Origin of the sequence: Nocardia paucivorans NBRC 100373 (assembly GCF_000308675.1) — a bacterium.
In the GTDB taxonomy this organism is placed as follows: Bacteria; Actinomycetota; Actinomycetes; order Mycobacteriales; family Mycobacteriaceae; genus Nocardia; species Nocardia paucivorans.
Genome location: NZ_BAGE01000023.1, coordinates 21,268 through 41,189, shown reverse-complemented (window position 1 = coordinate 41,189; position 19,922 = coordinate 21,268). Strand labels below are relative to the sequence as shown.

General features: G+C 66.8%; 15 protein-coding genes. 4 read left to right on the top strand and 11 right to left on the bottom strand.

Features of this window, described 5'->3' with window-relative positions; all coding sequences use genetic code 11:
• From ON32_RS30480 to ON32_RS05125, 3 genes are all read right to left on the bottom strand, one after another.
• Positions 1-2,956, bottom strand: a 2,956-nt coding sequence (locus ON32_RS30480) for a hypothetical protein (RefSeq protein ID WP_040789064.1), incomplete at its 3' end; no start/stop codon positions are given.
• Positions 2,953-4,674 carry a WXG100 family type VII secretion target gene (locus tag ON32_RS05130; RefSeq protein WP_040789062.1) on the bottom strand — a complete coding sequence of 574 codons (1,722 nt, stop codon included), beginning with the start codon at positions 4,672-4,674 and terminating at the stop codon, positions 2,953-2,955. The genes ON32_RS05130 and ON32_RS30480, both read right to left, overlap by 4 nt.
• 177 nt (positions 4,675-4,851) lie before the next feature.
• The gene (locus ON32_RS05125; protein WP_174361598.1) at positions 4,852-6,312 is read right to left on the bottom strand and encodes a hypothetical protein; all 1,461 of its coding nucleotides are present in this window, start codon (positions 6,310-6,312) and stop codon (positions 4,852-4,854) included.
• 107 nt (positions 6,313-6,419) lie between these two features.
• On the opposite strand from ON32_RS05125, the gene ON32_RS05120 reads away from it, so the two are divergent.
• A complete protein-coding gene (locus ON32_RS05120; protein ID WP_083874054.1) occupies positions 6,420-6,902 on the top strand; it encodes an NUDIX hydrolase in 483 nt (160 codons plus the stop codon).
• 97 nt (positions 6,903-6,999) lie between these two features.
• Here ON32_RS05120 and ON32_RS05115 read toward each other — a convergent pair whose 3' ends face one another.
• From ON32_RS05115 to ON32_RS05105, 3 genes are all read right to left on the bottom strand, one after another.
• Positions 7,000-8,226: a sensor domain-containing diguanylate cyclase gene (locus ON32_RS05115; protein WP_051132874.1), complete on the bottom strand. Its 1,227-nt coding sequence runs from the start codon at positions 8,224-8,226 to the stop codon at positions 7,000-7,002.
• Between the two features lie 210 nt (positions 8,227-8,436).
• Positions 8,437-8,790 carry a hypothetical protein gene (locus tag ON32_RS05110; RefSeq protein WP_040789086.1) on the bottom strand — a complete coding sequence of 118 codons (354 nt, stop codon included), beginning with the start codon at positions 8,788-8,790 and terminating at the stop codon, positions 8,437-8,439.
• Between the two features lie 82 nt (positions 8,791-8,872).
• Positions 8,873-9,460 (bottom strand): type 1 glutamine amidotransferase domain-containing protein, encoded by a 588-nt coding sequence (locus ON32_RS05105; RefSeq protein ID WP_040789058.1) that lies wholly within the window; start codon positions 9,458-9,460, stop codon positions 8,873-8,875.
• A 220-nt stretch (positions 9,461-9,680) separates the two neighbouring features.
• Here ON32_RS05105 and ON32_RS05100 point away from each other — a divergent pair, with 220 nt between their 5' ends.
• Positions 9,681-10,115, top strand: coding sequence for a YbaB/EbfC family nucleoid-associated protein (locus ON32_RS05100; RefSeq protein ID WP_157224078.1), 435 nt, complete (start codon positions 9,681-9,683; stop codon positions 10,113-10,115).
• A 206-nt stretch (positions 10,116-10,321) separates the two neighbouring features.
• A complete protein-coding gene (locus ON32_RS05095) occupies positions 10,322-10,786 on the top strand; it encodes a PPOX class F420-dependent oxidoreductase (RefSeq protein ID WP_040789056.1) in 465 nt (154 codons plus the stop codon).
• Between the two features lie 21 nt (positions 10,787-10,807).
• On the opposite strand, the gene ON32_RS05090 is transcribed toward ON32_RS05095, so the two are convergent.
• Entirely contained in the window at positions 10,808-12,340 is a 1,533-nt protein-coding gene (locus ON32_RS05090; protein ID WP_040789054.1) for an acyl-CoA synthetase, read from the bottom strand.
• A gap of 614 nt (positions 12,341-12,954) precedes the next feature.
• Between ON32_RS05090 and ON32_RS05085 the strand changes: the two genes are divergently transcribed.
• Entirely contained in the window at positions 12,955-14,469 is a 1,515-nt protein-coding gene (locus tag ON32_RS05085; protein WP_040789052.1) for a hypothetical protein, read from the top strand.
• A 340-nt stretch (positions 14,470-14,809) separates the two neighbouring features.
• Here ON32_RS05085 and ON32_RS05075 read toward each other — a convergent pair whose 3' ends face one another.
• The 4 genes from ON32_RS05075 to ON32_RS05060 form a co-directional block, all read right to left on the bottom strand.
• A complete protein-coding gene (locus ON32_RS05075) occupies positions 14,810-16,462 on the bottom strand; it encodes a TlrC/CarA/OleB/SrmB family ABC-F type ribosomal protection protein (RefSeq protein ID WP_040789048.1) in 1,653 nt (550 codons plus the stop codon).
• A gap of 402 nt (positions 16,463-16,864) precedes the next feature.
• Entirely contained in the window at positions 16,865-18,043 is a 1,179-nt protein-coding gene (locus tag ON32_RS05070) for an ImmA/IrrE family metallo-endopeptidase (protein ID WP_083874042.1), read from the bottom strand.
• Positions 18,036-18,842 carry a hypothetical protein gene (locus ON32_RS05065; protein WP_157224077.1) on the bottom strand — a complete coding sequence of 269 codons (807 nt, stop codon included), beginning with the start codon at positions 18,840-18,842 and terminating at the stop codon, positions 18,036-18,038. The genes ON32_RS05070 and ON32_RS05065 overlap by 8 nt, the downstream gene beginning before the upstream one ends.
• 227 nt (positions 18,843-19,069) lie before the next feature.
• A complete protein-coding gene (locus tag ON32_RS05060) occupies positions 19,070-19,918 on the bottom strand; it encodes a DUF72 domain-containing protein (protein WP_040789045.1) in 849 nt (282 codons plus the stop codon).
• Between the last annotated feature and the right edge of the window lie 4 nt (positions 19,919-19,922).

The following is a 19,922-nucleotide window of genomic DNA, read 5'->3' as shown; positions in this document are numbered from 1 at the left end:
CGTTGGGGTGGGTGGGGGTGATCGGGTGGGTGTGGTGTGGCAGGGCGGGGATGGCGTCGGCCGGCGGGCCGGCGGGGGGTAGGGGGGTGCCGGGGGTGGTGATGTGGTCGCCGTGGGGTTGGTTCCACTGGTCGGGGTGGTCGGTGGGGTGTTCGGGGGTCGGGTGGGGGTCGGGGTGGGTGAGGGGGACGTGGGGGGTGGCGTCGGGTGGTGTGGGGGTTGGGGCTTCGTCGGGTGGTGTGGGGGTGTGGTCGGGTGTGGTGGGGTCGGTGGGGGTGGCGAGAGCGGCGGTGGCCGGGGTGGAGGCCGTGGTGGGGAGGGTGGATTCGGTGGCCGGTGGGGGTGTGGCGGGGGTGTCGGTGGTCGCGGCGGGTGCGGCCGAGGCCGCCGAGGGCAGGGGCGCAGCGGGACTCGCGGCGGGGTCCGTCGTCGGCGGCGAGTCGAGCTCGCCCTCGGTGTCGACGGGTGCCGACACCGAGGCCATCGCCGCGACCGCCGGCACCGCCGCCGAGGCCGGGCTCGACACGCCCGCACCCGCGGCCACCGACCCCGGAACCGAAATATCTGCACCCGAGGTCACCGCCCCGGAACTCGAAGCACCCGCCACCGTCGCCGCCGGTGGCGCCGACGCCCCGGTCGAAGCAGGGGCCGTGGCCTCGGTCGGTTTCTGTGTCCCCACCGATGTCTGTGTCCCCACCGATGATGGTGTTGGTGTGCCGTGCCGGTCGGACGCCGTCACCGCCGCCCCGGAATGCCCCTTGACCTCCGCAGGCGACACCGAACTCCCGGCCGAAACCTGCTGAACCGCGGCACCCTGCTGCCCGGACACCTGCTGAGCCGAGGCCTGCTGTACAGGAACCTGTTGCTGGACCGAAGGCACCTGCTGCCCAGGCACCTGCTGCTGGACCGAAGACACCTGCTGCTGAGCGGGTACCTGCGGCGAAGCACCCGAGCCCGGCGCATCCCGACCCACCACCGGCCGCCCCTCCACCGACCCACCACCAACCGGCACCGAATCATCGACCGACCCCACACCCACAAACCCCGGCTCCTCCCCCACCGAACCCACACCAGGACCCCGACCCGACACCCCCACATCCCGACCACCAACAACCGATCCCCTCAACCCGACCGGATCCACACCCCCACCGGACACCCCGGCCGCACCCCCCACCTCCGACGCGGCAGCCACATGCGTCCCCGGCCCCGACACCGCCGGCGGCCCGTGCACACCCACCACCGACCCCGAAACCACACCACCACCGGCCACCGACCCCGTCCCGGCCACCACACCACCACCGACCTCGGCACCGGACCCCACCACAGTCCCCGCCAACACCATCTGCGGCGCCACCACCGCCCTACCGCTCATCGACCCCGCCTGCGGCGCACCCCCCACAGACCCCGCCCCCGACACCGGTGCATCCGCCCCCACCACCCCCACCTGAAACTGCTCGAAAACCTTCGACCACACCCCCGACCCCGGCCCCCGACCCGACCCCGGCCCCGAGCCAGAGCCAGAGCCAGAGCCAGAGGATGGTGCCACCCCCGACCCCGGCGACGCGGGCGGCGACGCCGCATCAAAGGCACCCACCCCCGGCGGTGTATCGGCACCCCCCTGCAACCCCGCCAACAACCGCAACGCCTGCGCATCGGCCATCTGCTGCCATTGCGGCAGTCCCACTTCCCGAAACCGCCCCGAACCCCCCGACACCTCCGACACCTGCCCGGCAGCGAACTCCAACAACGAACGCCCCCCAGGCGCAACATCATCGAGCCGCGGATCACGCACCACCTCACTCGCGATCTCCCGACCCAACCGCACCAACTCCGACGACAACTCGGGCCGACGCGCATGCCCATCCCCGCCATCGGAACCGGGCCCACGCAAGGAAACGGCATCACCGACGACCTCTTTACGGGGACGATTCCGACCCGAAGTGAGCCCGGATCGGGGGATGGGTTCATTCCTGTTACCCACATCCGACCCGGACTTCCCCACCTCCACCGATCCCGGCGCCGGTGCCGCCGCACCAGTGCGAGCGGCATACACCGCCGCACCGAGCCCGCCCACGGCTCCCCCACCGATACCCATCAACACCATCTCGACCAGGTCGCGCACCCCGAACCCGCTGTCGGACAACTCGAGTGCGGTCAACCCCCCGGTCAAACCACCCACGGCACCGCTGATACCACCGGTACCCACCACCGCCCACACCGCCGGCAACGGCAAACCAGCCCCCACAGCCCGGCGGTTGAGCCACGGCATCACCCATCGCGCGGCCACCGCCCCCGACGCACCACCAACCGCACCGGCCGCCGCCGCCACACCGACCTTCCCCCAATCCATCTCGGTGACTCGTCCCGGCCGACCCTGTCCCCGCTCGATCTGGATGTACTGGGCGGCCGCCGACGCGCCGGCCATGAACCCCGCCCCCATCAGCAATCCACTCGCCGCCGACGCCATGCGTGGGAAGGTTTGCCCGAAAGCGAACAGCCGCTGCGTGAGCCAGACCATGGTGCGCCGCCGCGCCGCCTCCACGGCGACCTTGGCCCGGAGACGGGCCAGCAGCGCCTGGGTACCGACACTGGCGGTGATGGTCAGCAGCATCGCGATACCGATCGCCCGTACGGTCAGCTGCTCCAGCTCGATGACGTTCGACGCCTCGTGCATGAGCTTCGACAGCTCCCGCAGCGCCTCGACCTGGTTGTGACCGTCTTCGACCTGTCGCTCCAATGCGACTTGTAGGCCTGCAGCGATCTGCCCTTCGATCACGGACGTGAGACCCCGTTCGAGCATCGTCTCCACCTCGCCCACGATGCCCGCGAGTTGGGTCGCCGAACCGGCCAACGTCGTCGCGATATCGCGCATACCGGCCACGTCACCGACCGGGGAATGCCCGATGATCCAGCGGGTGATCTCCTCCGGAACCCCTGGGATGACGGTCTCGTTCACCGCGAACCCGATCGCCCGCGCATACTTTCGACCAGCAGGAGATGCAGCACCTTCGCCGGCCCGCACGCCGCGGTATGCAGCTCGACCTCGACGAACGCAGCCACCAACGCTGCGCGCGGCTCGAACCGGTCCCTGATGACGGCACCGCCCCCCAGCTGATCTCGCCAATCCCGATAACCGCCGACGACTCGGGCGAGAGTTTCACGGCCGGCCCACGGGCCACTGATCCGGTGGTATTCGGTGATCAGAGTCCGCTGTGCCGACCGACGCGGATACGACCCCGCCGCGGTTTCCAGAATCCGCCCCAGACCGGTGACGACGATCGAATACATCGGCCGCTCGACGCAACCGCGCACCATATCTCCCGCACGGACGGCCGTCTGCACCTGCTCGGCTGTGCGCGCCGGATCCGCGACGAGTGTTCGATCGAGCATTAGCCACGACCGACCGTCGTGGTCCTGTCGTGCTTCGTCACCGCTCTCGCCCCCCTGTATCCGGAAGATCACCTCCTCGAGCTCGGCGATCGCGATACCCGCGAGCTCGAGGAATGGATATTTGCCCATGATGTCGTCGAGCGCCGCCGCGATCTCGTCCACCGTCGGTATTCCGATGCCCGAGTTCTCGAACCCGGCGAGTCGTATGCGGTGACGTTCTGCCATCGCCCGGGCCGCTTCCAGCGCCCGGGGGTCCGTTGGGATGGGACGGTCCTTTTTCACGTCGGCGTTTTCCTTCTTCCGGGACTTGTCGTCCGGACCTTTCCGGGCGGTACTCCCGGGTGCCTGAGCTGCCCCGACGAGCTCCGGCCCGGAAACCCGTCCGAGCCGGTTGCCCCCGGGACCGCGTGTCCCGGGGGCAACACCGAAGTTCGGCGCCCAAACCGGCCCACCGGGACCGCGCGACCGGAGTGCGTCGCCGGATCTCGACAGCGATACCGGTCCGCCGGAACTGCGCGACCAGGGGGTTTCAGTGGTTTTTCGAGCGGCGGGAGGTTGGCCGGTCGGAGGTGAACCGGGGGCGGGCGGTCCCGCCACCGGGGTTTGTCGCGGAACCGAATTCACGATGTAGGGGGTGACCGGCGTACCCACCACATTCGGTGAGCCGACGGTAGGGGGTGGGGTGATCGGAGCGGTGGTGCTCGCCGGATGCGGTACGGACGGTATGGGCTTGCCGACCGAACCGTCACCGACGGGCCACGACATCGATCCAGGGGATGCTCCCGGTTCGGGGGTGCCCGGCTGCCGGTTCGTGGTGTTCCCCTCGACCACCGGCCCGGAAGCAGCCGGGTACACGATGGCCGGGTGGTCTGTGGGCTGCTCGATCGGCAGGCTCGGCCCGATCGGCAGGCTCGGCCCGGGAACCGGGTAGATCGTATCGGTATGGGAGGCGGTCGGATCGATACGGTCGCGTTCGATGGCGCGGACCAGATCGCCGGCGAGCCGATCCTGCCGGTCGAAATCGGTAGTGGCGTCGGTAATGCCCCTGCTCATCCCTTGCAGGTTGTCGACCAGATTCTGGTACCCCTCCAGCGTCTGCTCCGCATAGGGTGTGTAGGACTCGCCGATCGCCCGCCCTGGCTCGTCATCACCCCAGGGTTCGCCCTCTTCGGCGAGTGCGGCTTTCAGTTCGTTCAGGTCTCGTCGTGCCTGCTCGGCCGCCATCGCCAGCCTGTTCGTCAACTCACGCACCGACTCGACGTCGATATTCAGCGATCGACTCATCCCGGTGATCCTCTGTACCCCATAGAACCGAAAGGGTTATTCTCGCTCCGTTTTCCGACCATTTCGGCCTCGGATTCCCCAATTCGGGGAACCCGGATGGTCACGGACGGCTCCCCGAACGACGCAACAGATGGCATGAGGCGGGGTGCAGGTCACCGAATCGCCGGTATCCGTTCGTCAACGGTCGACCGGACTCGACGGTTGTTCGGGGGCCGGAACGCCTTCCGCGGCACGACCGTCCGCCGGGATCACCACACCGTTGCGCTGCGCGAAGCGACGCTCGAAATCCGCCATATAGGTGGCCGGCGCGATCGAGGACGACGCGTGCTCGAGTACACCGTCGTCACCGACGTAGAAAACCGCCCGGCCGATGGCGATCTGCCCTTCCGGCACCGGTACATGGATCATCCAGCCGACGCCGAACCGCTCGGCGACCAGCTGCGACAGCGGGTAGCCAGTGGTGTCGAACCGGTTGCCGGTGATGTAGTCGCGCACCCGCGATATCGCTTCCTCCGCCGGGATGGGTTCCGTTCTCGGGGCCAGCAGACCGGCAAGGGAGAACTGGTGCAGCGCGCCGTCGATATCGAAACGTCCGTCCTCGCCGAACACCTCGACCACCGAGCGGCGGGTCACCATACCGGTTTCGGCGGCGGTGATCAGAGCGGCCATCGCGGCTCGGGCCGGAACCTGCCGGTCGGCGGGCAGCAGTTCGACGACGATTCCCGTCACGGTTTCGGGAGTCCACACTCCCGGTACGGCCGTGGCGCATTCGTCCGCCGACGGCGACTGTCCGCGATACCAGCGTCCCGCCTCCCACCAGTAGCAGAACGACAGCAGGCCGGTCACCGCGCGCGGATTGAGGACCTCGTCGGTCACCCAATCCGGTGCTCCCGCATAGAGGTTCGGCATCGGCGCGCCACCGTTGTAGACCGCGTCCAGGGTCGGCGCGTCCCACACTCCCCCGGACAGCACGGCCCGACCGGACGGCAATGCGTACAGGGTCGACCCGCTCCGGGTACTGCCTTCGAATATTCCGGTCCAGGGCGCCATACGCGGCCCTCGCTCCGATCCGACGGCGACGAAGGCCGCGGCGATCGTCGCCCATCGCGCCCACATCGCCGGAAACGGCGGGAACTCGTTCTCCGCCAATCTCGCCCATACCCGACCGGCTCGGTCGGCGCGGGCCTGCTCGGCGGCCTGCCGGGGTGCGCGGCGTTGCCGGTCTCCGTGCTCGAGGTAAGCGGTCAACCATATCGGGACACGGCTGCGGGGATACGTCGCCAGATCGGCCCGATAGCTGTCGGGTTCGAACAACTGTCCCGGCGGGAACGGTGTTTCGCCGTAGTCGTAACCGATTTCCGTTTCGCCGGAAGGGGTTTGCGCGATGAGCATCCGCCACCACGGCCCCCCGGCCGATCGGGCGGCGACCGCCCGCTGTTGCCGCACCGCGGTCAGGACCGACTCGGGCGCGGTCATGGAGATCGTCTGTTCACCGACCGAGTACACGATGCGTCCGAATTCCTGGGATACGGTCATCGCGAACACGGCTTCCGCGCGCTGCCAGCCCGCCGGGGCATGAGCTGCCAGCGCCCGACCTATCAACTGCTCACCGGTCGGTTCTGCCGATTCGTCTACCACCGGGTCCTCCTCGTGCAGGCGCCGGATACGTGTATGGCACTCGTGCGACCGTTCCTCATTGTCGAGGGTTCCCAATGTTGGGGGCCGTCGCCGGCAGACTACGTTCCATGAAATACAGCGCCGGAGTCCTGCTGTTTCGCCGTGAACCGGAGGTACAGGTCCTGCTGGGACATATGGGCGGGCCGTTGTGGGCGCGCAAGGACGCCGGGGCCTGGTCGATTCCCAAGGGTGAGTACGAACCGGAACTCGAGGACGCCCGAGCCGCCGCCGGTCGCGAATTCACCGAGGAATTGGGGTTACCGGTGCCCGCCGGTGAGTGGCTCGCACTGGGGACGGTGCGGTACCGCAGCGCCGGCAGCGAGAAGCAGGTCGTGGCGTGGGCGGTGGAGGGGGAGCTCGATCCGGCTCGGGTGGTGCCGGGAACGTTCGAGATGGAATGGCCGCCCCGGTCGGGCAGGTATCAGGCCTTTCCCGAGATCGATCGGGCCGAATGGTTCGATCCGACCACCGCACACGACAAGCTGATCGCCGGGCAACGACCATTCTTGGGGCGGCTCGCCGAGCGACTTCGCGAGACCGAAAACCGGTGAACAACTCCTCCGCCGCTCACCGGTGCGGAAAACGAAAGAAAGGGTCGCCGATCGCCCCACCCGGTCCGGGCAGGCCGGGAAGATACCCGGCCCATCCCTATACGGGCAGGCCTGGCGCGGTGGAGATGGAATGCATCACCCACCGTCCCCGTCCCTCCGCTTTGGCGCGGCGCAGCCCGGCATCGGCCACCTCGAGTAGGGTTTCGGCGCCGATACCGGCGATATTCGCCGATACCACCCCGATACTGGCCGATACTCGGATCCGATGGCCGGCCACCTCCACCTCGGCCGTGGACGCCTCCCGCAGGTGATCGGCGATCTCGACCAGTCGCGCTTCGTCGACCGGCGGGGGGATCAGGACGACGAATTCGTCACCGCCCCACCGCGCCGGCCGGCAACCGAGTGGCACGGCGCAGGTACGCAGCCGGCGGGCGACCGTCATCAGGGTCTGGTCCCCGACCCGATGACCGTAGCGGTCGTTGACATGTTTGAAGTTGTCCACATCGATGAAGCACAGGCCGATTCGGCCGGCGGTCGAGGCGGTGGCAGCGCAGATGACCGCGTCGATCTGTTCGAGCAGATGGCGTCGATTGGGCAGCCCGGTCAACGGATCGTGGTGCGCCTGATGACGCAACCGGTGGTGATGGGTGACGTCCTCGCCGATGGCGAGGAGGTAGTCATCATGGCCCTGCCCGCCTCTGATGAATGTGATCGTGAACGCGAGCCGGCACCGACTGCCGTCGGCGCGTACCAGCCGCCGTTCCAGCTTCACACTTCCGCCCCGGGCGGGCACGAGGTGTTCGTAGATACGGGAACGGATTTCGGCTCGGTCGTCGGGATGAGCGAATTCGTAGACCGAGATGCCGCGCAGCGCCTCGACGGGAACGCCGATCATATCGGCCAGGGCCTGGTTGGCCTCCAACAGTCGTCCCTCGGTGTCACCGATGGCGATGGCCACGGACGCGTGCTCGAAGACGAGCCGAAACCGCTGCTCCTGTAAGGTGATCCGCCGTGCCGATCGGGCCCCGGCATTGTCGGCCACCTCCTGACGACGCTGTTGGTAGCCCTGGCCCAGCGCGGCCAGGAGAGCCGGAAGCCGTTGGTATTTCTCCGGGGGATCCCAGAGCTCGGCAAGCGAGAACAGCTCGGCGGAGGCCGTGGACAGGAAATCGGGATCGGTGCCACCGATATCGGCCAGGGCCGCACCCACTCGAATACCGGCGGCGGCCCGGAAAGGCTGTGCGCACAATGCGTTCACGAACCGGTCGACCAGATCGGCCGGTAGGCCGGACACCCGGCTCGCCGCTGTCGCGAGCGAGCCCACCTGCTCACCACATGCCGCCACGAATCGACCCCGATAGATCGGCCCGGCACGGTGTCGCTGGAGTTCTGCTGGTCTGGCGCGGTCTCATCCTCATAAGCCTGCGCTTTTCGCGACCGCGCCGCATCGGTGTACCCCGCCCGATTACCGATTACCTACTTAAGCAGAATGGTGCGTGCGATGTTTCGGTCGACGAGGGCACCGCACAGCAGCTCAGGTTGTGCTGGTCGATGTGCCCCCTATACCGATGTAGAACAGCATGATCAGGAACAACAGCCAGCCTGCTCCCTGCCAGATCGGCCAGTTCCCGCCGCGTCGCCACTCTCGGAAGGTCTGCACGAACGCACCGATCCCCCCCAGGAGTGCGACGGTCGACGGCCCGAGCAATACCGCGACCTGGGCCGGTCCATCACACAGCTGGGTGCCGGCGTCGCCGCACCGCGACGACGCGTAGAAGACGGCGACCCCGAACACGACAACCGCCAGTACCAGCACCGCTGCCACATATCGCCCGGCTCGGCGATAGGTTCCCCGATCGGTCCAGCGTTTCTCGACATCGTTCGTCATATCGGCCACATCTTTCGACAGCCGGTTCGATCTACCCATATTCCCTGCCCGGACCGGGCCGTATGTTCCGCGTCGCACCGGGTCAACGACCGGCGGTCGCGCCTTCCGGATGCACGCGATGCTCGCCTTCGGCGAACTCCTCGACGATCTTGGCGCAGAAGGCCGGGAGGTCGCCGGGATTGCGGCTGGAGACCAGACCGTTGTCGGTGACCACTTCCTCGTCGACGACATTGCCGCCGGCATTGCGGATATCGGTACGCAGACTGGGATAGGAGGTGAGGGTGCGGCCCCGGACCACATCCGCTTCCACCAGGGTCCACGGACCGTGGCAGATCACCCCGACCGGTTTACCGGCGGCGAAGAATTCCTTTACGAACCGGATCGCCGATTCGTCCTGCCGCAGCTTGTCCGGGTTGGCGGTGCCACCGGGGAGCAGCAGGGCGTCGAAATCGTTCGGGTCGCTGTCGGCCACCACACCGTCCACGGTGAAGGTGTCGCCCTTTTCCACATCATGGTTCATCGCCTGGATACGGCCCGGTTTCAGGGAGATCAGCCGGGTGGTCGCGCCGGCGTCCTCGACCGCCGCCCGCGGTTGGACGAGCTCGGCCTCCTCCACACCGTCGGTGGCGAGGATCGCGACCCGTTTCCCGGTCAGGCTCTGTTGAGCCATGGTTTTGCTCCTTTCGGCTCGTTCGACGGTTGTCCGTTCCGGACGGGACCTACTCGAGCGGTGTGCCCGGCACGAGATGGGCGAAACGTGGTCACGGGCGTGACGGCCGACGGCATGGACCGTCACGTCGCGAGCGGCCCGTAACTTTTCTAGGCTGAACACCCGACCGGTTTCGTTGTGAACATCTTCGGCAAACGAGATCACCCGCAGAGGAAGAAGGGTGCCTGTGGACGACTGGGAACACGACGCGCTGCGTTCGACCAACGAGGGGCTGCGCAACCAGGTGCATCGGCTCATGGACGCCTTCGAACAACAACAGCAGCAGATCGGCGAGGTGCGGCGGCAGTTGGCCGAGCTCAGGGTCTCGGTGCAGTCCTCCGACGGTGGGGTGGAGGTGATCGTCGATTCCGCCGGAGCGGTTGTCGAGGTGCGGGTGACCCCGGCAGCGATGCGCGGCACGGCCGAGCAGCTGAGCCAGACGATCACCACGGTGGCCCGGGAAGCGGTGCGCCGGGCCAAGGAGCAGACGGAGACCATGCTCGCGCCGCTGGCCGAGGCCACCCGAGACCTGCCGGATCTGCCCGATATCCTGCCGGGCGCGCCGAGCCTGTGGGAAACCGACGCGGACCTGGCCGACGACGACCGGCCCCGCTAGCCCGAGGCGGAGCCGACCAACCATCTCGGCTCCGAGTCGACCCGCCACCTTGCCTTCGAGTCGACCCACCATCTTGCCTTCGAGTCGACCCACCATCTTGCCTTCGAGTCGACCCACCATCTTGCCTTCGAGTCGACCCACCATCTTGCCTTCGAGTCGACTCACCATCTTGCCTTCGAGTCGACTCGAAGGTCTTCAATACCGCCATGAGTACCACCACACCGGCGACGCTCGCGAAGTCCCGTTACGTCCTGCTCCGTAGCCACCGCCGCGACGGCACCCCGGTCGACACCCCCCTCTGGTTCCACCTCACCGGCAGCACCCTGGTGTTCCGCACCAAACGCGGCCCCAAGACCCGACGGCTCCAGGCCGACCCGCGCGTCGAGCTGTGGCCGTGCGACTATCGCGGTCGGGTGCGAGACGGCGTCGACTCGGTGCACGGAACGGCGACCATCCTCGACGGAGAAGCCGCCGAACGCGCCGAACGCGCCCTACACGACCGCTACGGTCTGCAATGGAATCTGATACCGCTGATCAAGATCCCCGGCGTGCCCAATGTGCACCGAAACCTGCCACTGCGCGAAAAAATCCGACGCGCACGAGCACGGTCGCTGTGGCCGGACAGCGTCATCGTGCGCGTCGATCTGGAGAACGGGGAGCGGCCTCGATAGGCGCGTATCGGCTGCTCGACCTCACCGGTAGCGGTCGCGGAGTTTGCCCTTGACCAGCTTCCCGGTGGGAGTACGCGGCAGCTCGTCGACGAAGTCGAAGCTGCGGGGCACCTTGTAGTGGGCGATCCGCTCACGCAGATAGATCCGCAGTTCCTCGGCGAGCTCGGGGCCGGTCTCGACACCGGGCGCCGCCTGGACGACGGCCTTGACGGACTCACCCATTTCCTCGTCGGGGACCCCGATCACGGCCACGTCGAAGACCTTGGGATGCAGCGCCAGCGCGTCCTCGACCTCCTGCGGGTAGATGTTCACACCGCCGGAGATGATCATGAAGGCCTTGCGGTCGGTGAGGAACAGATAACCTTCCTCGTCCACATACCCGATATCGCCGGTGGTGGTCCAGGTGGAATGTTCGGGGTGGACCGCCTGCGCGGTCTTGGCGGGATCGTTGTGATAGGCGAACGGCATTTCCTCGCGTTCGAAATAGACCGCGCCGATTTCCCCGGTGGGCAGTTCGCGCCCGTCGTCATCGCAGATCCGAATGACACCCAGCCCGGCCCGTCCGACCGATCCGGGTTTGCGTAACCACTGTTCGCTATCGATGAAGGTGACCCCATTGCCCTCGGTCGAGGCGTAGTACTCGTGCAGCACCGGCCCCCACCAGTCGATCATGGCGCGTTTGACATCGACCGGGCACGGCGCCGCCGCGTGGATCGCGACCTTCAGACTCGACACGTCATAGCGCGCCCGGGTGGCCTCGTCCAGTTTCAGCATCCGGACGAACATGGTGGGCACCCACTGGCTGTGGGTTACCCGGTAGCGGTCGATCGCGGCCAGCGCCCGTTCGGCGTCGAAGCGTTCCATGACGACGAGGGTGCCGCCGAGCGCGTGCACCACTCCGCCGAACCGCAGCGGCGCCGCGTGGTAGAGCGGTGCGGGCGACAGGTACACGCTGTCGGTGTCGAACCCGTAGAGGGGGCCGAAGACGGCGGTGTAGGCATCACCGGGCGGGTCGCCCACCTGCCGTTCGGGCAGTGGATGCTTGATGCCCTTGGGCCGGCCGGTGGTTCCGGACGAGTAGAGCATGTCGGCGCCACGCGGCTGGTCGGGTAGCGGTTCGGGGGACGAGGCCGCCAGGGCGTCCTCGTAGGACTTGTGACCGGTGACGCCACCACCGAAGGCAAGCCGGATCTCCACGCCCGGCGTATCCGCGACGATCTGTTCGGCGGCCTCCCCCAGATCGGCCGACACGATGAGCGCGCGGGCATCGCAGTCGTTGACGATATAGCCGATCTCGGCCGGGGACAGATGCCAGTTGACGGCGGTGATGTAAAGGCCGGATCGCAACGCCGCCCAGTACACCTCGTATATCTTCGGGTCGTTGACGGACAGCAACGCGATGTGGTCGCCCTTGCGTAGACCGGCCTCGTACAGGTGTCGGGCGAGCCGGATGGAGTTGTCCTCCAACTCCCGGTAGGTCAACACTTCGTCGCGTTCGGCAAGGATAACCGCTGGTTTATCGGGAAAACGGTCGACGTGCGCACCGGGATACATGCGGCTCCTCTACGAACGACAGCGGCCGCTTCCCGACCGCCGGGCCTGCACGGGTCACCGAGATCGACGAACACGGCCGGGACCTCAGTGTCCCACCGGGCGTTCGCCCGGTAGCCGCGAGGATAGCCGAAAGTAAACCGCGATTCGACAGTATCGCCAGAACTGTCCCGTCCGGATGACGCGCCCGTGTCGACCGCCGGATACCCGACCGAACACCTCTACATCCGGCCGGGGTGAACAACTCCTACCGTCGGCCGACCCGCAAGCCCGACCGGACCGCGCAACCTCCCCGGATCGCCGGTAGCGCCACTCGGACACCCGGAACGGTCGATCACTCGAGGGCATGGTCGGCCGTCCGGCGACAAGGGGCCGACGACGCGGAGCAGCTCGGCCCACGCCCCCGGACATCGACGAACCCGTTCGCGACCGAGTGGTGAAATCCCTCGACCGTACCGGGCGTAAGGCGAGCGCGGAAGCGGTTCGTTCGATCCGGAGCCGGATACCGACCGGCTACCGGTGCCGCCGGTCCCGATCTGTGGCACACTCTCGAAGACTGCTCATATACGGCCGGCCGACGACCGTACGCGGAAGGTGATGCGGGAGTTGAGATCGCGATGGATCTGATCGCCATCGAGGCCCACGTGGCCGAAAAACGTCGCGCGGCACGAGATCGCACGGCCGAAAGCGAACTTCGGCTCGCGACTTCGTTGTGCGAACTCGCCGCGGCGCTCATCGCGACCAAAGACGACAAATCCGTTCGCGACCGGTCCGCCGGCGCATTGGAGCCGGCGCAGGAAGCCGTCCTCATCCGGTTGCGTTGGCTCACCGCCGGACATGTCTCGGCGCGGTTCGCGACCGAGGTGCAGGACGCGCTGCGCCTACTCGAACAGGCCGCGCGCGCCATCGGCCACCGGGAACTGGCCGCCGCGACCATCCGCGACGCCTGTAACGCCTACACCAGGGTGGCGCACGAGTACCCGCATGCCGCGGGGGTCTGCGCCGACGGCCTGTCGAAATGCGGAGTGTGGTTGTGCCGATTGGACCCCGGCGCCGCGGTCACCGCCACCGACGAGGCCGCACGCATCCGGGCCTCGCTGTTCGCCTCCGATCCGGATCAGTCCCGGAAATATCTCGCCACCCTCAACACATTGCTGCGCACGCTCATGGTGGGCCGGGAACGCAAACAGGCCATCGCCATGTACCGCGAACGCTATGCCGCCCTGACCACTCCCGAGATGGCGGCCCGATTGCGCGGTATGAAGATCGATGAGGTCGGCTTCACCCTCAAGACCTGTAAGGCGCTGGCGAAACTGGAATGCCCCACCCTGGAACGAGCGGGTCGGCTCACCCAGCAGCAGATCCTGTATCAGAGCTCCGGTGATCTCTCCACCATCGAGGAGATCAACTGGCATCTGGCGCTGATCGGCCTCAAACCGCTGGTGGCGGGCGCCATGCCCGACCGTCCCACCGAACCCGTCGAGATCGCCACCTCGTTCGGCGCGCTGAGTGTGCTCTGCTCGGCTCCCGACGCGGTACAGCAGGTGCGGGAGGCGGTGATCGATGCCTTCACCTCCCACGGCGCCCGGCAGGTCGATATATCCAGCTTCCACGGGGTGGACAAAAGCCATTGGGCCACCCCCGATCCACAGATGAACACCAACCCCGTCCTGGGCGACGATATCGTCCTGGTCGAACGACTGTCCGGTAGCTGGGTGGCGGTGATGAGTCTCAAATGGGAAGTGGCCCCGGTGGCCAAACACCCCATCGCCCTGCACCTCTCGCAGCGCTGGCCGGTGGTGAGCGTGACGACCACCGAGAACGTCGCCTACGAACTGTGCTGGTACGAGCATGGCGCCGCGACCCAGTACGCGGCGCTCGGCCGCCCGGCCGAACCGGTCGCCCTGGACACCCCGTTGGCTCCCCTGGATTTCGGCAAACTCGCCGACTACGGCGCCGACTACGCCTCGGAAACCCAGGTGCGCACCGCCTTCGGCAACACCCCCATGTTCGCCAAGCTGACCGAACTGCCCGCCAGCGGTATCCGTCAGGCGGCCGAGGCCCGACCACTGGCTTCCTACGGCGAACGGGTCCTCACCTTCCGCAGCGCGTACACCTACCCGGGCCGCTGACCGAGGTTCGGAAACCGTTCCGGTTCCGACGACTCCCACCATGCGGTGGCCGCCCCTCGCAGGAAGCCGGCCACCGCACCATCCCGAGTGAGGACAGCCGGATGGTCGGGGTGGTCGACGGCCGAACCATGAACCCGGCGCGCCCGTATCGAAACCTCTTCCGAGGACATCATTTCGATACGTCACATGACGTCGATGGTCGTCCACCATCGAAGTTCGCCGGGCAGCCGCCTCCGAAGCGCGCGACACTGTGTGAACACCCATCCACGTGATCCGGACGCGGAAATCCGCATCGACGAAAAAACCCGGTGGCGCGGCCGCTACCGCGCCACCGCCCGGTTCATGCCGTCCGCGCCACTGTCGCACTCACCTCCGAACACACCCCCTCGCGGATTTCGAGTCGGGTGCCCCGGAAGTGGTCGCGAATGCGCCGATCATGGGTGACCAGCACCAGCGCACCGCGATATCCGGTCAGTGCCTGCTCGAGTTGTTCCACCAGCGCCGGGGACAGATGGTTGGTCGGTTCGTCGAGCAGCATCACATCGACCGGCTCGCTGACCAGACGGGCCAACTCGACACGTCGGCGTTGCCCATAGGAGAGGTCACCGACACGGGCATCCAGGTCTTGCGGCCGGAACAACCCCATTCGCAGCAGTTCGTCGGCGTACTCCTGCGGATGCCACGGACGGTTGTGGGCGAAGGCCTGTAGCACGGTCATCTCGGCAGGCCACCGAACTTCCTCCTGACGTAGATGACCCACCCGGCCTCGCACCCGCACCGATCCACTGTCGGGTTCCAGTTCGCCGGCCAGCAACCGCAGCAGCGTGGTCTTGCCCGCGCCGTTGGGGCCGGTGACCAGCAGACGTTCGCCCGCGGCCAGGGTTATCTCGTCGACTTCGAGCCGACCGGCCACCCGTACCCCGCTCATCGCGACCACCGGCTCACCTGCCGCCGGTGCGTGGAAATCCAGGTCCGGGGTGAAATCCAATGGCTCCGGCGGTGCCGCCACCGGGTTCTCGGTGAGCCGTTCCAGGCGTTCCTTGGCATTGCGGATCCGCGCGCGGGCGCCGTGATCACGCCCACGCGCCCGGAAGGCCCCGTCGCCGAATCCCGCGAGTGGAAGCTTGCGCGGAATGGCCTCCAGCCGAGCCACATTCGACTCGGCCAAGCGGCGGTTACGAGCCAGCTCCTCCTTCCATTGCCGATGTTCTTCCGCCATTCGCTGCCGTTGCGCCGCTTTGGCGCGCAGGTACCCGCTGTATCCGTCCCCGAACCGGGTGACCCGGCCGTCCTCGACCTCGAGGATCACATCCGTGAGCCGCTCGAGGAACACCCGGTCGTGCGTCACCACCACGGTGGTGCCGCGATGAGCGCGCAGATACTGTTCGAGCCGGCCCACCGCGACATCATCGAGATCGTTGGTGGGCTCATCGAGCAGCAGCAGTTCCGGCGCGGCCGCGAGGGTGGCCGCCAGCGCGAGCCGGGATCGCTGCCCACCCGCCAGGGTGTCCAGTGTGCGGTCGCGCGCCAGATTCGGAAGCCCGAGTGCGGCCAGCGCGGTGTCCACCCGCTGGTCGGCCAGGTATCCCCCTCGTGCTTCGAACCGTGTCAGCAACTCCGCATAGCGGGCCATCGCCGGTGCCGACGAACCCTCGGCGCCCAGTTCGATTTCCGTGCTACGTAAATCGTTCTCCAGTTCACGAATATCGGCCAGTGCCAGGTCGATCGCCTCGGCGACGGTTGCGGTCCCCGGTAGTTCGAGTGATTGGGGAAGGTAACCGATTCCGCCGGGCGCCGAAACGCGGATATCGCCGTTGTCCGGTTGTTCCTGTCCGGCGAGCAATCTCAGCAGTGTCGATTTACCGGAACCGTTGTCGCCGACGATACCGACCGTTTCACCAGGACGGATCGAGAGTGAGACGCGATCGAGAACCGGACGATCGCTGTAGCGTTTGGTGACCTCGGAGAGGGTGAGTTGAGCAGCGGTAAGCATGAATGTCCTCCTGTTCTCGGCGCACGGCCGGGATTGCGAGAACCCACACGCAAGAGCAGCCGGATAAACCGGTAGGCGTGGTGGGTGAAGAACGCGGAGCTGCACTCACCTGAGGAGTGGTGCTCGACGCGTCGGGGGCGTGATTACAGGAAGAACAACAAAGTACCCATGAGAGCTCTGACTGTATCGGTATGGAATTCGCCCGTCAACCCTGCTTCGAGATTCACCGGAGTATTCGGCGAACAGGTCGACGCCTGTACCCATTCGCGGTTGCCGCCCGCCATTACAGCATGCGCGAACGGCAGATACACGGCCTATCCTGCCGCCAGGACCGAAGGACACACTCTGATCATGGATCAGTGGAGGTTTCCGTTGCTTTTCGGCGATCGGCCGCAGAGCCTCTCAGACCAGCCGGAGTGCAGGACGCCGGCACTCCTGTCCGAGGAGTAGCCGCAGTCGGGGGATGCTCCACCGTAGCTCGCGAGCGAGGTCTGCGGTGGTGAGTATTCCAGCGGCTTCGGCGAGGGTGAAAGCTTTGCTGAGCAGAGTGGGAATTTCGCCGGGGTAGTCGGTGACCGGTTCGGGAGTGAGAATCCGTTGTTCGTAGAGGTGGTGCAGACGTTGGTAGGCGCGCCGGGCACCGGCTTCGGAGAGGACACCGAGTTCACACGCGCGATAGATCAGCGATTTGACCGATACTCCCCATTCTCGGCCGAGACTTTCGAGGATTCCGAAATCGACTCGTGTCGACAGCCGGGGGGCGAGGCGATGGGCGGGAGTGAGGAATTCGGCGGCGAAGGCGTCCGCTTCCTGTTCCTGCCGGGGGTCACCGGGGGCGGCGTCACGGTGCAGGATGAGATGGCCGAGTTCGTGGGCAGCGGTGAAGCGGTGCCAGTACACGTCATCTCCCCGGTCCGGGGTTATGACCACCAGTGGTCGTGGGAGCCGGGAGGTGGAGAAGGCATTGATGGTGGGGGTCTCGGCGCCGGCGAAGGCGACCATGGTGGTGACGATACCGTGCATCTCCATGGTGCGGATCAGATGCGGAACCGGACCGTCACCCAATCCCCACCGTTTCCGGAGCGCTTGTGCCGCCTGAACCGGCTCGACAGGTGAGTCGGCAGGTTCGGTGAGCGGTTCCTCCGAGCAGAACCCGGGTAGGTCGACCGCAGGAAACCGCACCCTCTTCTCCAGAGCATAGGTGAGTTCCCACACCTGCTCGACGAACGCGATGGCCCTGGCGCGTTGAGAGGATCGGGTCGAACGCAGGCTGCGAAAATGTGCGGTAGAGGCGTCCAGACGAGCATGGGGACGCCCCCTGGCGAAGAATTCGACCGGGACGTCGAGAATATCGGCCAGCCGTTGCAGATGGTCCGGCCGCGGCAGCGAAGTATGCGCCTCCCACTGCGATACCGCGGCCGCCGAGACCCGCACCGCGGCAGCGAGGGCCGCTTTGGTCATCCCGGCCAGCTGTCGCGCCTGGGTCAGACGCGCGGCATCGAAGACCTGGACGACTTCGGCGGCGTCGGCGGCAGGCTCGACACGGCCGAACAGGCGTAGTCGCGAGCGGTCGTCAGTCATCACTTCCTGTTTCATCGCGTGGGATCGGCCGTTCGGGCTCCGGTGGCGAGGCCAACGGCGGGCGTATGCTCAGCTCGATATCCTCCAGCTCGGCCTCGTAGAACCGTTGGGGGCGTGAAGGAGCAGATGCCGGTCCCACGGGTCGCAGTTCCACACCGCCGGCTTGCTCACCATCGATGAGCGGGATCTGTTCCACGTGATTCCAGAGCACATGTCCGCGTTCGTCGACCCCCGAGGCATCGCCCCAGTAGATACGGAGGATACCCGAGCGTGGATTACTGGCATAGGCGATGATGACCGTGCAACTGTCGGAGTCGGCTTCCTCGATCATCGCGGTCAGCTCCGCGTAGTAGGCATCCAGCTCCGCCTCGCTCATCATGGCCTGATCGATGGTCATTTGAGCATCCACGACCGGTATCAGAGCAAGCAGTTCTTGCCGCAGATCGGACAGTGGAGTATTCATCTTCGCCGTGCGCAGGTCGGAGTACGCGTTGTCGGAGAACTTCCACGGGTACAAAATGACGTTGTTCTCCCCGACCATCGGCAGGTCGTGCTGCGCCCGGGGTGGGCGGACACGACGCACCTCGGTGAGCGGCTCCAACGCTTTGATCAGCTCGTCCGGAGCCGCCAGCCATATCTGCCCGTAGGCGTGATTGGTTTGTAGTCCCAGGCCCCTGTGTGATTCCAGCGCACGCTGGTGCGCGGCCTGCAAAGCAACCGGGATCGCCCGGCGCAAGGTCACTGCGAGATCGCCGAACCGCTTCCGCTCCCAATCGGTCGGCACATCAGGGTTACTCACCCGGCCTCCTCGTCCCCCAATCGGTCTCTTACGGACCGGACCGAGAAGTAAGGGTATCACTTGGGTTTTGCACGCAAATGCGTATTTTATTGTGTTGCAACGAACTTCATGGATCAACGATAGCGTTGCCCAGGCGCCGACGAGTCATCGACAGCATGGTGAGCAGGGACGTCGGCCGTGATGCGTTCGAGCATCCGGCTCATGAACCGTCACATCGATTCGATGCTTCAGAACAGCGTCAAGGGGTCGGCGGATGCGGGGTCGGGCAGTGGCACCAATTCCGGGATGTGGGCGCGTATCTCGTCGTGGAAGCGTCGGGCGAGGACACGGGAGCCGGCGTTGTCGGGGGTGTGTACGAAGACCGTGGGCGAACGTCCCTCGCGCAACCAGTCGACGACCGTGCCGATCCACGGCTGCCAACCCTCGATGGTGCGGGCGCTGTCATCGCAGCCGTGATATCGCACGATCGGCCGATCGGTGAGGGCGCGGGCCCGACGCGGCAGGTGCGGTTTCTTGGACCTCGCCTCGTATTCGGCGGCGCTGGTGGCCTCTCGGGCGAAGAGTGTGGTGGTGTCGAAGGGGATCCATTCGGCGCCCACCCGGTCGAGGACGCGTTCCAACCCGGACGCGGCCCGGGGGTCGTCGAAGAAGGCACGGTGGCGGACCTCCACCGCGAGCGGGTACCCGCCCGGCAGATCGCGCAGAAACGCGGCCAACGACCCCAGATCCGTCGGACCGAACGCGGACGGCAACTGCACCCACAGCGCGTGCAGCCGCGGTCCCAACGGTTCGACGGCGTTCAGGAAGTCACGCAGCTCCGCGTCGACGCCCGACAGCCTGCGATCGTGGGTGATGGTGCGGGGCAGTTTCGGTACGAATCGGAAGTCCGGATCGGTCTGGTGGGCCCACGATTCGACGGTGTGACGGGCCGGGACGGCGTAGAAGGTGGTGTTGCCCTCGACCGCATTGCACCAACTGGCGTAGGTGCGCAGGCGTTCTCGCGATGCGGCCGGCCAGGTGGGGTGCGACCACATGGCGCACCCCACGAACAACCGGGGCCGGGGGTTCTCCGGCATGTTC